This is a genomic window from Halomonas litopenaei, assembly GCF_003045775.1.
Lineage (GTDB): Bacteria > Pseudomonadota > Gammaproteobacteria > Pseudomonadales > Halomonadaceae > Halomonas > Halomonas litopenaei.
Window position 1 is genome coordinate 46,811 of sequence record NZ_PXNS01000004.1, and the last position, 13,996, is coordinate 60,806.

Sequence of the window (13,996 nt, forward strand, 5' to 3'; positions counted from 1 at the left end):
AGCGAAGGTTAGACAAGGCAAAAATCGGTGAGAAAGCGCAGTTTACGGGGTGTAAATGAGCATTTTGATCCGATTATTAACGCCGTATTACCGAGCGCAGGCACTTTTCAGACAAGCCCTAGGGTGTTGCCAGCGACAGCTAAGGGGGCTGGGATCGCAGCGATCCGTGGCTTACTGAATACGGAGGAGCCTGGGATGGTTGTCGCTGGAATGGGCTTGCATGAGACCCTTGCATGAGACCCTTGCATGAGACCCTTGTTACGCCCTCGACATGGCGGGAATAGCACGAGCTTCCACTGGCAAAAGGTGAGACAGGCAGCAACAGCGGCGGGGTTGGCAAGAACTGCAACGAGGGCCACGGACACGGCCTCAACAGCACCTGATTGTTTCACGTGAAACATGCCCCTACACTGGGCCGATTGCGTGACAGCAACCACCCTTACCCATCGCACAGACCAGGTAGACCCATGGCCCCACGACTCGTCATTCTCGACCGTGACGGAGTGATCAATCAGGACTCCGACAACTATATCAAGTCGCTCTCCGAGTGGGTCCCCTACCCCAGCGCCATCACCGCCATCGCCCGTTTGTCCCAACAGGGCTGGACCGTCGCTGTTGCCACCAACCAGTCAGGCATCGCTCGCGGCTACTACGATGAGGCTACGCTTGAGGCCATGCACACCAGGATGCTGAGCCTAGTGGAGGCCGAGGGCGGTCGGATCGAGCATATCGCCTACTGCCCTCACATTAGCGAGGACCGCTGTGATTGCCGCAAACCCTTGCCCGGTCTGCTCCGCCAGATTCAGGCTGCGCTTGCACTCGACAGCCTGGAAGGCGCCTGGATGGTGGGCGACAGCTACCGGGATCTCGAGGCAGGCGCTGCCATGGGCTGCCGCCTTGCATTGGTGCGTACCGGCAAGGGCGAGCGCACACTAGCCAAGCATCCAGAACTTGGCCGGACAGACAGCGAGGCAGAGGTCCATGACGATCTCGCTGGTTTTGTCGATCAACTGCTGCAAGGAAACCTGGATACCTGAAAGCACCCTGCATCAGGCTCGCCCCCTCGTCAGCCCTCGGCGAGCCTCCAGGCCTGGCCGACGACGTGGCTCTCCTTTCATCTGTCTACAACTGCCGAGCCGCCATGTTTCACGTGAAACATGGCGGCTCGCATTCTTCGTATATCAACGTCCAAACAACAAGTTAGAGCACGGGAAAGCTCTTGCGACTTACCCGCCGGGAGAGGACATGGTGCTCAATTGTCGGTCTTTCTGTGATGACTGCGAGTGCAATGTATCGAGCCCCCTCCGGACAGGTTCCCGCACGTTCCATATACTTCGACAACCAAGCCATCCAGTCTGAAGCGTGAGACTCATCAGGTCCAAATAAGAGGAGGCGGATAACAAGCCGCGGGCAACAAGACACAGATGGCAAGACGCCGATCGCAAGATGCGGATAGCCAGACACGGTCCCAGCCTTGGAATCTCAGGCCTGATGCCGTGATGTTTCACGTGAAACGTTGCGGAGGAGCGAGGCCACGGACGCAGCTCGATTGTGGCTTGTCGTGCGCTCTCGTCTGTTACCACCCCTTGCCACCATCCCGTCCCCCCCTTCCAACAGCTCCTTCCAACAGCTCCTTCCAACAACACCTCCATTCCTCCCTTTCTCATTCCCTCCTTCCATCCCCTTCTGCGAGATGAGGCCAAGGAAATCGATACGCCGCATCGTTCGACCACTTCAATGTCATCGCGCAAGCCGGATACCTTCCTCCGAGTATCTGCCTGAAGCTCGGGTACTCCCCCGTACTCGGCACGAATGCTGACATCGACCAGACATTGGATATCAAAGAGGCGTGGGTCCTGGCTTGAGCAGCTGGACCTTATATCGCCAGATGTTTCACGTGAAACGTGCAAGCTGCGCCGCAGTCCTCAAGCGCCTGCCCACCGTGCAACCGCCATGGAGACACCGCACCGTCGTCTTTCATCTACTGACATCCAGCTACGCCCACCGACTTCCATCGCCGGACACACCTCCGACCCACCGCGTTCGCCAGCAGAATTTTCCGACCACAGCCAATGGCGTGCGGTCAGATGTGTATCTGCTCATTCGCGATACACCCTCGCCGGATGACAAAAGAAGCCTGGTGCACCCTGCCCTCTTATAGCGGGCCTTTCAAGAAACCAGTCACCCAACCATCCAACCATTCGGCCGCTGGCAAGCTACTGATACTAGAACAGAAAAAACCCCGATCCTGAAGATCGGGGTTCTGTTGTGAGATGTTTCACGTGAAACATCGAGGCCATGGGCCTGGGACTTCCTGCTGCACTAGATGTCCAGATTGGCCACCAGAGCGTTGCGCTCGATAAAGTCACGACGCGGTTCGACTTCATCACCCATCAGGGTGTTGAACATCATGTCGGCGGCAACGGCATCTTCGATGGAAACCCGCAGCATACGCCGCGTATTGGGATCCATGGTGGTTTCCCACAACTGCTCCGGGTTCATCTCGCCCAGGCCCTTGTAGCGCTGGATCGACAGACCACGCTGTGCCTCGTTCATCAGCCAATCCAGCGCCTCATAGAAGGTCTTGACCGGCTTCTTGCGCTCACCACGGGCGATATAGGCGCTCTCTTCCAGCAGCCCATCCAGCGTCTCACCGAGGCCAGCGATGGCGCGATAGTCGGCGCTGGTGAAGAAGTCCAGGCCCCAGACGTAGTCGGTGGTCACGCCATGGGCAATCAAGGTTACCGCCGGCAGGAAGAACCCGCGTTCATTGTCTTCCTGCAACGAGAAGGTGTAACGCGGTCCGCCCTCGTAGGCCACCAGATCGTCCATTTCCTTCTGCAGGAACTCGATCCAGTTCTGCATGGTGCCGCGATCACGAAGGCTGTTTTCGCCGTCAAGATGTGCCGCATGGACGATCTTGCGCAGCACCTCGCTGGGATAGACCCGCGACAGACGATCGATGCGCTTCATTACATCACGGTACTGGTTCACCAGAGTCTCAAGCTGAGCCCCGCTGATTCCTGGCGCATCTTCACTGACGCACAACCGCGCTCCGTCCAGGGCGGTGGTGGTCAGGTAGTCGATCATCGCCTGCTCATCCTTGAGGTAGAGCTCCTGCTTGCCACGCTTGATCTTGTACAGCGGCGGCTGGGCGATAAACACATGCCCGCGCTCGATCAACTCCGCCATCTGACGGAAGAAGAACGTCAACAGCAGGGTACGAATATGCGAACCGTCCACGTCAGCATCGGTCATGATGATGATCGAGTGATAGCGCAGCTTGTCCGGATTGAACTCCTCACGGCCAATGCCGCAACCCAGGGCAGTGATGAGCGTCCCGACTTCCGCAGACGACAGCATCTTGTCGAAGCGGGCCTTCTCGACGTTGAGGATCTTGCCCTTGAGCGGCAGGATAGCCTGGGTACGCCGGTCACGCCCCTGCTTGGCACTACCCCCGGCCGAGTCACCCTCGACCAGGTAGAGTTCGGACAGACCGGGGTCCTTTTCCTGACAGTCGGCCAGCTTGCCGGGCAGCCCTGCGATGTCCAGGGCACCCTTGCGGCGGGTCATATCACGCGCCTTGCGCGCCGCCTCGCGGGCCCTGGCAGCGTCCAGCATCTTGTTGACGATGGCCTTGGCTTCGTTGGGCTTCTCTACCAGATACTCCGAGAAAGACCGACCAAGTTCTTGTTCTACCGCAGTTTTTACCTCGGAAGAGACCAGCTTGTCCTTGGTCTGGGAGGAAAACTTCGGGTCCGGCACCTTGACCGAGATGATCGCGGTCAGGCCCTCACGGGCGTCGTCACCGGAGGTGTTCACCTTGGTCTTCTTCAGCAACCCTTCCGCTTCAATATAGTGATTGAGCGTACGAGTCAGTGAAGCGCGGAAACCGGCCAGGTGGGTACCGCCATCCCGCTGAGGGATGTTGTTGGTGTAGCAGAAGATGTTCTCGGCGAAGGTATCGTTCCACTGCATCGCCACCTCGACCGCCACGCCATCTTCCCGCTCCACATTGAAGTGGAAGACAGGGTTGAGAACGGTCTTGTTGGTGTTGAGGTGGTCGACGAAGGCCTTCAGGCCACCTTCATAGTGAAACAGCTCTTCCTTGCCGCTACGCTCGTCCAGCAGGCGGATAGCCACACCAGAATTCAGAAACGACAGCTCACGCAGACGCTTGGCCAGAATATCGTAGTGAAACTCGATATTGGCGAAGGTCTCGGGAGACGGACGGAAGTGCACCCGCGAACCGGTCTGCTCGGTCTGCCCCACCACAGCCAGCGGCGACTCGGGGACACCGTGACGATAGATCTGCTCGTGGACCTTGCCAGCACGCCAGATGGTCAGCTTGAGCTCTTCAGACAGCGCATTGACCACCGAGACACCGACGCCGTGCAGGCCGCCAGATACCTTGTAGGAGTTGTCATCGAACTTACCGCCCGCGTGCAACACCGTCATGATCACTTCGGCCGCCGATACGCCTTCCTCTTCATGAATATCGGTAGGAATGCCACGGCCATTGTCACTGACGGTGATCGACTCATCCGGATGGATGATCACCCTGATCTCGCTACAGTGGCCGGCCAGCGCTTCGTCGATGGAGTTGTCCACCAGCTCGAACACCATGTGATGCAGGCCGGTACCATCATCGGTATCGCCGATGTACATCCCGGGCCGCTTGCGTACGGCATCCAGGCCTTTCAGTACCTTGATGCTCGATGAGTCGTAAGCATGTTCGCTCATTGACCACTCCGTCGTGAAGTCTGTCTGTCTATGGCCTGCAGCTGGCCGAAGCCGTCAGCGTCTTGTTTCACGTGAAACATTGCCATCGGCGTATCGGGTTGCCACAGGTCGGCCAGTACCTCGTGATCCACGCTGGTGATGAAGGCCTGGCAGCGCATCCGCTCCAGCCACTGGCAAAAGATCCTTCGGTGGTTCTGGTCCAGTTCGGCGGGCAGATCGTCGATCAAGTAGAGACAGGTCCTGCCTGTCATCTTCTCGAGTAACCGTCCCTGGGCAAGCTTCAGTGCGCTCACGACGAGTTTCTGTTGTCCTCGTGAAAGCACTTCGACCGCTGGTCGTTTGCCGAGTCGAATCGCCAGATCCGCTCGCTGGGGCCCCTGCTGGGTAAAGCCCATCTGACGATCGGTGTCGCGTCCCTGCTCGAGCACCTCGGCCAGATCTCGCTGTCGATCCCAGCCACGGCTATAGCGCAGCGTCAGTGATGGCAGTGAAATCAGCCCTTCCAGCGTTTCCTCGAATACCGGGATAAAGGTATCGATCCATTCCCTGCGCAGGATGTCCATGCGCTCGCCCGAAAGCGCCAGCTCATGCTCCCACACTGACAGGGATTGAGGCTCCATTCTACCATGCCTGAGCAGGGCATTCCGATGTTTCAGGGCGCGACGGAAACGCTGCCAGGCCTGCAGGAAGTCATGTTTCACGTGAAACACTCCCCAATCCAGGAACTCCCTCCTGCCGGCGGGAGATCCCTCCAGCAGGCGGAAGGCGTCGGGGTTGATCAACTGCAGGGGCAGGGTCTCCACCAGACGAGACACCCTGTCGAGTCGCTCACCGCCAATGCGCAGCGTCAATTCGCGCTCCTGACGCAGGCGGCGCAAACCGATCGATACAGGGGGATCACCGGCAAGGCGGCCATGCAGGACAAGGGCGTCAGCATCGTGGTGGAGTACCTGGGATAGCCGACGCGCCCGAAAGGACCGCCCCATGCCCAGCAGGTGGATACCTTCGAGCAGGCTGGTCTTGCCGCTGCCGTTGCTTCCAGTGATCAGGTTGATCCCGGAAGATGGTGAAATATCAAAGGCCTGCAAGTTTCGCAGGCCTTGAAACATCAAGCGGTCTAGCGCCATGGAAAGGCCTTGCTGGCAACGAATACCGTCACAGGCGCATCGGCATCACGACATAGAGGGCATCGCCGCCACCGGGTTCTTCCATCAGCGCGCTGCTGTTGGGATCGCCCAGCGTCATCTGCACGCGATCCTCACCCACGGCGTTGAGCACATCGATCAGATAGCCGACGTTGAAGCCGATCTCCATGGCCGGCCCGCTGTATTCGATGGCGATGTTTTCCTCGGCCTCTTCCTGCTCCGGGTTGTTGGCCATCACCCTCAGGTTGCCCTCTTCCAGATTCAGCCGTACCCCACGGTACTTCTCGTTGGAGAGGATGGCGGTACGCGACAGCACCTGACGCAACTCCGAACGTTCAGCGATGAAGACCTTGTCGCCGCCCTTGGGCACGACCCGCTCGTAGTCCGGGAACTTGCCGTCCACCAGCTTGGAGGTGAAGGTGAAGTCCCCGGTGTGAGCACGGATATGGGTAGAGCCCAGGGTCAGGCTGACAGGCTCTTCAGAATCGTCGAGCAGCCGTACCAGTTCGAGTACACCCTTGCGCGGAACGATCAGCTTCTGGGCCGACTCAATGTTGATCTCCACGGGGCGAGAGCTGACCGCCAGGCGGTGGCCGTCGGTAGCCACGGTGCGGACCAGGTTCGGGGCGAACTCCAGCAGCAGGCCATTCAGATAGTAGCGAACGTCCTGCTGCGCCATGGCGAACGAGGTGGCGTCGATCAGCTGCTTGAGGGTCCCCCGCGGCAACGCCAGTTCGACACTGCTCTGACCATCTTCAATATTCGGAAACTCGGCGACCGGAAGCGTGGACAGGGTAAAGCGTGAACGGCCACTGCGCAGCACGGCCCGCCCGTCCTCTATGGACAGCTCCAGCTCGGACTGGTCTGGCAAGGACTTGCAGATGTCCATCAGCTTGCGCGCGGGCACCGTGATGGCGCCAGGCTCATCCACCTGGCTGGCCACGGTGCGGCCGACCAGTTCGACTTCCAGGTCGGTGCCGGTCAAGGCGACCTCGTCCTGTTCGACCTGGATCAGCACGTTGGAGAGCACCGGTAACGTCTGACGGCGCTCGACCACACCGGCCACCAGCGTCAGCGGGCGCAGCAGCGCTTCGCGGGAGATGGAAAATTTCATGTCGGCTCCACTTCTTGTCCGGGAGAGTGAGACGGTCACGCGGTTGATGACGTAGAGACGTTAACTGGTCAAAAGCCGCAACAGATTCTTGTAGTCTTCACGAATATCGGCGCTTTCTTCCTGCAGCGCCTGCACCTTGCGACAGGCATGTAGCACGGTGGTGTGGTCTCGGCCGCCGAAGGCGTCGCCGATTTCCGGAAGACTGTGATTGGTCAGTTCCTTGGCCAGGGCCATGGCGACCTGTCGCGGGCGCGCCACGGAGCGTGAACGCCGCTTGGACAGCAGGTCCGCCAGCTTGATCTTGTAGTACTCCGCCACGGTACGCTGGATGTTGTCCACGCCTACCTGCTTGTCCTGCAGAGCGAGCAGATCCTTGAGCGATTCGCGGATGAAGTCCTGGGTGATCGACTTGCCCATGAAGTGGGAATCGGCGATGACCTTCTTCAGCGCCCCTTCCAGTTCACGCACGTTGGAGCGAATCTTCTGGGCGATGAAGAAAGCCGCATCATGGGGTAGATCCACCTTGGCCTGGTCGGCCTTCTTCATCAGGATCGCCACCCGAGTCTCGAGCTCAGGCGGCTCTATCGCCACCGTCAGCCCCCAGCCAAAACGGGACTTGAGGCGCTCCTCGACGCCGCTGATTTCCTTCGGATAGCGATCCGAGGTCAGGATCATCTGCTGGCCACCCTCAAGCAAGGCATTGAAGGTGTGGAAGAACTCCTCCTGGGAGCGCTCCTTGCCGGCGAAGAACTGGATGTCATCGATCAACAGCGCGTCGACGCTGCGATAGAAGCGCTTGAAGTCATTGATGGCGTTGAGCTGAAGGGCCTTGACCATATCGGCCACGAAGCGCTCCGAGTGAAGATACACCACCCGAGCGTTCTCGCGACGCCCCGCCAGGGCATTGCCCACCGCATGCATCAGGTGGGTCTTACCGAGGCCGACGCCACCATACAGAAACAGTGGGTTGTAGGCTCCCCCAGGGTTCTCCGACACCTGGCGGGATGCCGCCCTGGCAAGCTGGTTGGACTTGCCCTCGACAAACGTCTCGAAGGTGAAGTTGGGATTCAGGCCACTGGAGTGCTTGAGACTGCCCTCGACCTGAACCTGACGCTCACCACCGGGTGGACGCGTGACCGGCGCCTCACCGCCTTCGTCGCGCAGGCGGTCGACCTCGCGCTCATCCCCCACATCGCCGCGGGAGCTGGTGTGCACGGCCGCCGAGCGGGCCGGAGCGGCGGAGACAGGATCGCCGAGTTCGCGAGTCTGGGGTGGGGCCGGCGCAGCACGACGACTGCCCACCGTCAGCATCACCTTGGGCGGCTTGGCCGGCGCCAACTCCCGCATCAGTTCACTGATACGCTTGGCGTACTTGTCACTGACCCAATCGCGCACGAAGCGGTTGGGTGCCAGCAGCCTGAGCTGATTGGACTCCCCTTCTTCCGCCTGCAGAGGGCGAATCCAGGTGTTGAACTGCTGCGAGCTCAGTTCATCCTGAAGGGTTTGTAGACACTGTTGCCAGAGAGCGAGCGACACGCGAGCTACCTTGGTTGAAGAACGACCGCACATTGTAGCCTTGTCACCACGAGTTATCCACACGAGAACGGCACCGAAACCTAGCTGTGGAAAACCCTTGTACGCCATTCGGAGTTGTGCTGGAACAACTTGCTGGCGAACTAGCCCCTGTGGACAATCTCATCATTGATCCACCGGAACCACACCGCTCCTCCCCGCGGTCTCAACGTTTTCTCCACACTTTTATATGCAACGCAACATGTTGAAATTTCATACGAGAACAAGCTTATCCACAAAAACTATCCCCAGTAGTAATAACAACATCAGTCAAGAACTTCTCTTTATTGTTATGTAGGCAGTGGGTCATGTCGCGAGGCCGGTCCCAGGTGGCTTGTTCACCCACCGGTTCGGCTCGAGCAAGAGTTATCCCCAGCCGTCTGGTCCGGACTGGCAGGGGCGAACACCCTGAAACCTGCTTTCTGGCCCGCGAAAAGATTGCACCCAGGGCTTGAAATCACTAAAATATCCGGTCTTGAGCCGAATACCCCCGGGGGCCCGAGCGGATTCCGGGAGCCTCTGGATGTCTATCCGTTCCAAAAAACCACTGTGGGATTAACGAGTTATGAAGCGCACATTTCAACCGAGCGTTCTCAAGCGCAAGCGCGCGCACGGCTTCCGTGCTCGCATGGCCACCAAAAACGGCCGCGCCGTTCTGGCACGTCGCCGTGCCAAGGGCCGCAAGCGCCTGAGCGCCTAAGCGCAGGTCCTTCGTGGCCTGTCTGACCTTTCCCCGGCAATGCCGCTTGCTGACTGCCGGGGACTACCGCCAGGTGTTCGATGGGGCGGTCTACAAGGTTCACGGCAAGGGCCTGATGGCGTTGGCGATTCCCAATGACTTGGGACACCCTCGCCTGGGCCTGGTCTTCAGCAAGAAGAACGTACGCCGGGCCGTCGATCGCAATCGACTGAAACGACTGGCTCGTGAGTCCGTTCGGCATGCACAGCATCGACTTCCCGCCGTGGATATCGTCTTGCTGGCCAGGCGTGGCGTCAACGAGGTCGACAACGACACCGTGCTGCGCCAGCTGTTCGGCATGTGGCGTCGTCTCGAGCGCGAGGCCGAGAAGTCGACTCGTCCCTCGCGGACATCGACGACACCTCGCCACGCGAGTGACACCCGGGGTGACACTCGGTCACAGCCGAAGCAAAGCCGTAACTAGCAGCAAGAGGCTCTTCAATGCCGAACACACTTCGTCCGAGCATGAACGAGTCCCTCTTCCGGCCCCTTGACGTCACCTCTCGCGACGCGGAACGTTTCCGTACGAATACTGGCCTGCCTCCGGCAGGCTTTCGTGTATCTCATGTAGGCGTCTCGCGTGGCGCCATCGGCATGTTCACTTCCCTTCGGGCAGACCCTTCATGGACGTAAAACGACTACTCCTGCTGATCCCCCTGGCGGTGCTCGCCTACCTGATCATGGTGCAGTGGAACCAGGACTACGGTCAGCCGCCCAGCACCCCGGATGCTCCGGCGATCACCAGCAACGCGACCTCAAACGGTGCCGACGCCTCCACGTCGGAAGGCCTGGCGGCACCCAGCTCGGCCAATGATGTCGGCAGCGAGCTGCCCGGCAGCAGCGAGCCCGCTGCCAACAGTCGAGATCTCATTGCGGTCATCACCGACGTCCTCGACGTGCGTATCGACCCCCAGGGTGGCGATATCGTCTACGCCGCCCTCCCCCAGCATCTGATGAGCCAGGATGGGGATCGGCCCTACGTGCTGCTGTCCAACAACAGCACCCTGAGCTACGTCGCTCGCTCTGGACTGCAGCTTGACGGCAACAGCGGTCGTATCGCCTTCTCGCCCGAGAAGACCGAGTACCGCCTAGCCGACGGCCAGGACAGCCTGCAGGTGGACATGACCGCCACCGTCAATGGCATCGATATCGTCAAGCGTTTCACCTTCAGTCGTGACGACTACGCAGTCGACGTCAGCTACCTGCTTGCCAACGCTGGCGAGGAGCCGGTCAGCGCACGCTTCATCGGCCAACTGGCCCGCGACAACAACCCGGATCCGTCCACTGGCCCCAAGATGGGCATGCGCTCCTTCCTCGGCGCGGCGTACTCCTCACCGGAGAACCGCTACGAGAAGATCGACTTCGAGGACATCCAGGCAGGCAACTTCCAGAACCGCGAGGTCGAGGGCGGCTGGGTCGCGATCATCCAGCACTACTTCACCTCCGCCTGGGTACCGCCGCAGCAGCAGGACAACCTGTTCTACGCCGCCACCGACAGTCAGGACCGCAACGTTGCCGCCTTCGCCGGCCAGGCCCAGACCCTGGCACCGGGAGCCGACGCCACCCTGGGTGCCACCCTCTACATGGGGCCCAAGGTGCAGGAGCGGCTTGAGGCCGTGGCACCGAACCTGGAGCTGACCGTCGACTTCGGCTGGCTGTGGTTCATCGCCAATCCGCTGTTCTGGCTGCTCGATCACATCCACGATCTGATCGGCAACTGGGGCTGGTCCATCGTCATCCTGACCATCATGGTCAAGGCTGCCCTGTGGCCGCTGTCTGCCAAGGCCTACAAGTCCATGGCACGCATGCGCAAGCTGGGCCCGGAAATGCAGCGTCTCAAGGAACGCTTCGGCGACGACCGCCAGAAGATGTCCCAGGAGATGATGAAGTTCTACCAGAAGGAAAAGATCAATCCGCTGGGCGGCTGTCTGCCGATCCTGATACAGATGCCGGTATTCATCGCGCTGTACTGGATGCTGCTGGAGTCCGTGGAACTGCGTCACGCGCCCTTCATGCTGTGGATCCAGGACCTGTCGGTGAAGGACCCCTACTTCGTCCTGCCGATCCTGATGGGCGCCTCCATGTTCGTTCAGCAGATGCTCAACCCGACGCCTCCGGACCCGATGCAGGCGAAGATCATGAAGATGCTGCCGATCGTCTTCACCTTCTTCTTCCTGTGGTTCCCGGCCGGTCTGGTCATCTACTGGGTGTGCAACAACTGCATCTCGATCATTCAGCAGTACGTGATCACCCGCAAGATCGAGGAAGACCCCAGCGTCGGCAAGGGCATGAACACCAAGTAAGTCCTCATGCATGACGCTTCCAGACCCCCGCTTCGGCGGGGGTCTGGCGTTTCAGGGCCCGCACCTCTGGCCACAGCCGTTGGCCACACCAGCCGGACTGGCAAAGCCAGGCGCTGCGCCTGACAATACGCCCGATCATCAAGGAGTCTGACCATGACCACGCCTCTCTACACCCAGGACAGCATCTGCGCCCTCGCCACGCCGCCGGGTCGGGGCGGCGTCGGCATCATACGCGTCTCGGGGCCTGCCTGTGGCGCGATTGCCAGCGCCATGCTGGGCCAGGTACCGGAAGCGCGCCAGGCCTTCTACGGACCGTTCAGGGGCGATAACGGGGTAATCGATGAAGGCATCGCGCTGTTTTTCGAAGGGCCACACTCCTTCACCGGCGAAGACGTGCTGGAACTTCAGGGTCACGGCGGCCCGGTGATCATGGACATGCTGCTCGAGCGCTGTGTGGCGCTGGGGGCACGGCTGGCCCGCCCGGGTGAGTTCTCCGAGCGCGCCTTTCTCAATGACAAGCTCGACCTGGCTCAGGCCGAGGCCATCGCCGACCTGATCGACGCCAGCTCCCGTGGCGCCGCCGAAAATGCCTTGCGCTCCTTGCAGGGCGAGTTCTCCACCCGCGTGCAGTCGCTGGTCCAGGGCCTGATCGAACTGCGCATGTACGTCGAGGCGGCCATCGACTTCCCCGAGGAGGAGATCGACTTCCTCGCCGATGGCCATGTCGCGGCCAAGCTGGGCGCGCTCATGACGGAGCTCGCCGAGGTGCGTCGCAGTGCTGGCCAGGGCGCACTGATGCGCGAGGGCATGAGCGTGGTCATCGCCGGACGGCCCAATGCCGGCAAGTCGAGCCTGCTCAATGCGCTGACCGAACAGGACACGGCCATCGTCACCGATATCGAGGGCACCACCCGGGACGTGTTGCGAGAACATATCCATCTGGACGGCATGCCACTGCACATCATCGACACCGCCGGCCTGCGCGATACCCCCGACGCAGTGGAAAAGATCGGCGTGGCCCGCGCCTGGAGCGAAATCGAGAAGGCCGACCGAGTCCTGCTGCTGGTGGACGCCACCACCACCGAGGCCACCGACCCCATGGCCATCTGGCCGGAATTCGTCGAGCGCCTGCCGGACGCCTCACGCTTGACCCTGGTGCGCAACAAGGTGGACCAGAGCGGTGAAGTGCCGGGACTCGATTTATCCACAACACCTCCTACGCTGCGGCTCTCCGCCAGATCACGTCAGGGTGTGGATAACCTCAAGTCTCACCTCAAGGAGATCATGGGCTTTCAGTCCACCACCGAAGGCCGCTTCTCGGCTCGGCGTCGTCACCTGGACGCCCTCGACCGCGCTCGCGAGGCCCTCGACAACGGCCATGCACAACTCGAAGGCTATGGCGCGGGCGAGCTGCTGGCTGAGGACCTGCGTGATGCCCAGCAGGCTCTGGGGGAGATCACCGGCGAGTTCAGCGCCGACGATCTACTGGGTGAGATCTTCGGCAGCTTCTGTATCGGCAAGTGAATGCCTGAAAATGCACAAAAGCCTTTAAAGCATACGCTACACCGATAGCGAGCACTTACCCACGTTCATGCGCCAGCGATCGCCTCGCCATCCCTTCAGTGATGGCGAAGCCACGCCTGGCGCCGACATGGGGCGCCTGAGGCGTCCGCCATCACTGGTGCCAGACATCCGCCCCCCGGCCGGCCGGATCGAGGGCTCGTCCAGGGCATCTGTCATACCCGCTACACTGTGGGCATTGCCCCCTTGCCCACAGGAGTCCCCATGAAAGCTCTTCCCCTGGTTGTCGCAATGGCGCTAGGCAGCGCCTCGCTTTCCGCCCTGGCGGACTGGCAGCTGTCCGGTGACGATTCACGCCTGTGGTTCGGCTCGGTGAAAAACCAGAGCATAGGTGAGACCCACCACCTGGATGGTCTGTCCGGCGGTATCGACGATAACGGCAAGGTCACCATCGAGGTGGCCACCGAATCGCTGGACACGGGCATCGATATCCGTGATGAACGGATGCTCGAGCACCTGCTGGCCGCGGCCAGCTTCGCGATCTCGGCCCAGGTCGATACCTCCAGCTTCGATTCACTTGGCGTAGGCGAGACCCTGGCGACCAGTATCCCGGTCGATATCAGTCTCGGCTCGGCGTCGACCGAGCAGGAAGCCCAGGTACTGGTGGCAAGACTCGCCGACACACGCTGGCTGGTGGTATCGGATCAGCCGGTATGGCTAAGCGCAGAATCGCTGGGCTTCGAGGACGGCATCGCCGCCTTGCAGGAAATCGCCGGCCTCTCATCCATCGACCGAACCTCACCGGTGGGCTTTCGCTTGATGTTCGAGGCACCATGACCCGATTGGCGTCTGGCCAGAT

General features: G+C 60.7%; 10 protein-coding genes. 6 read left to right on the forward strand and 4 right to left on the reverse strand.

The genetic code is table 11. The features are described 5' to 3' along the window. Nucleotides 1-467: 467 nt before the first annotated feature. A complete protein-coding gene (gene gmhB / locus C6W88_RS06705) occupies nt 468-1,037 on the forward strand; it encodes a D-glycero-beta-D-manno-heptose 1,7-bisphosphate 7-phosphatase (protein WP_108131946.1) in 570 nt (189 codons plus the stop codon). A gap of 1,285 nt (nt 1,038-2,322) precedes the next feature. Here gmhB and gyrB read toward each other — a convergent pair. The 4 genes from gyrB to dnaA are packed head-to-tail and all read right to left on the reverse strand — an operon-like array spanning nt 2,323 to nt 8,538. Next, nucleotides 2,323-4,743: a DNA topoisomerase (ATP-hydrolyzing) subunit B gene (gyrB, locus tag C6W88_RS06710; protein ID WP_045995091.1), complete on the reverse strand. Its 2,421-nt coding sequence runs from the start codon at nt 4,741-4,743 to the stop codon at nt 2,323-2,325. Beyond that, the gene (gene recF / locus C6W88_RS06715) at nt 4,740-5,870 is read right to left on the reverse strand and encodes a DNA replication/repair protein RecF (RefSeq protein WP_045995090.1); all 1,131 of its coding nucleotides are present in this window, start codon (nt 5,868-5,870) and stop codon (nt 4,740-4,742) included. Before recF ends, gyrB begins: the two co-directional genes overlap by 4 nt. 28 nt (nt 5,871-5,898) lie before the next feature. Beyond that, nucleotides 5,899-7,002 (reverse strand): DNA polymerase III subunit beta, encoded by a 1,104-nt coding sequence (gene dnaN / locus C6W88_RS06720; RefSeq protein WP_045995089.1) that lies wholly within the window; start codon nt 7,000-7,002, stop codon nt 5,899-5,901. Between the two features lie 60 nt (nt 7,003-7,062). Continuing rightward, entirely contained in the window at nt 7,063-8,538 is a 1,476-nt protein-coding gene (gene dnaA / locus C6W88_RS06725; protein ID WP_045995088.1) for a chromosomal replication initiator protein DnaA, read from the reverse strand. 601 nt (nt 8,539-9,139) lie between these two features. Between dnaA and rpmH the strand changes: the two genes are divergently transcribed. The 5 genes from rpmH (at nt 9,140) to C6W88_RS06750 (ending at nt 13,974) form a co-directional block, all read left to right on the forward strand. Then, nucleotides 9,140-9,274, forward strand: a complete 135-nt coding sequence (gene rpmH / locus C6W88_RS06730; RefSeq protein WP_008959105.1) for a 50S ribosomal protein L34 — start codon at nt 9,140-9,142, stop codon at nt 9,272-9,274. A 13-nt stretch (nt 9,275-9,287) separates the two neighbouring features. Further along, nucleotides 9,288-9,737, forward strand: coding sequence for a ribonuclease P protein component (rnpA, locus tag C6W88_RS06735; RefSeq protein WP_083970680.1), 450 nt, complete (start codon nt 9,288-9,290; stop codon nt 9,735-9,737). A gap of 199 nt (nt 9,738-9,936) precedes the next feature. Next, complete coding sequence (yidC, locus tag C6W88_RS06740) at nt 9,937-11,616, forward strand: membrane protein insertase YidC (RefSeq protein WP_108131947.1); 1,680 nt, start codon at nt 9,937-9,939, stop codon at nt 11,614-11,616. 153 nt (nt 11,617-11,769) lie between these two features. Next, nucleotides 11,770-13,140 carry a tRNA uridine-5-carboxymethylaminomethyl(34) synthesis GTPase MnmE gene (mnmE, locus tag C6W88_RS06745; RefSeq protein WP_108131948.1) on the forward strand — a complete coding sequence of 457 codons (1,371 nt, stop codon included), beginning with the start codon at nt 11,770-11,772 and terminating at the stop codon, nt 13,138-13,140. 261 nt (nt 13,141-13,401) lie between these two features. Next, entirely contained in the window at nt 13,402-13,974 is a 573-nt protein-coding gene (locus C6W88_RS06750) for a YceI family protein (protein WP_146164639.1), read from the forward strand. Nucleotides 13,975-13,996: the final 22 nt, after the last annotated feature.

Coding starts and splice junctions, on each gene's coding strand:
- C6W88_RS06750 (WP_146164639.1), top strand. CDS start 13,402: ATGAAAGCTCTTCCCCTGGTTGTCGCAATGGCGCTAGGCAGCGCCTCG.
- recF (WP_045995090.1), bottom strand. CDS start 5,870: ATGGCGCTAGACCGCTTGATGTTTCAAGGCCTGCGAAACTTGCAGGCC.
- rpmH (WP_008959105.1), top strand. CDS start 9,140: ATGAAGCGCACATTTCAACCGAGCGTTCTCAAGCGCAAGCGCGCGCAC.
- gmhB (WP_108131946.1), top strand. CDS start 468: ATGGCCCCACGACTCGTCATTCTCGACCGTGACGGAGTGATCAATCAG.
- dnaN (WP_045995089.1), bottom strand. CDS start 7,002: ATGAAATTTTCCATCTCCCGCGAAGCGCTGCTGCGCCCGCTGACGCTG.
- yidC (WP_108131947.1), top strand. CDS start 9,937: ATGGACGTAAAACGACTACTCCTGCTGATCCCCCTGGCGGTGCTCGCC.
- gyrB (WP_045995091.1), bottom strand. CDS start 4,743: ATGAGCGAACATGCTTACGACTCATCGAGCATCAAGGTACTGAAAGGC.
- mnmE (WP_108131948.1), top strand. CDS start 11,770: ATGACCACGCCTCTCTACACCCAGGACAGCATCTGCGCCCTCGCCACG.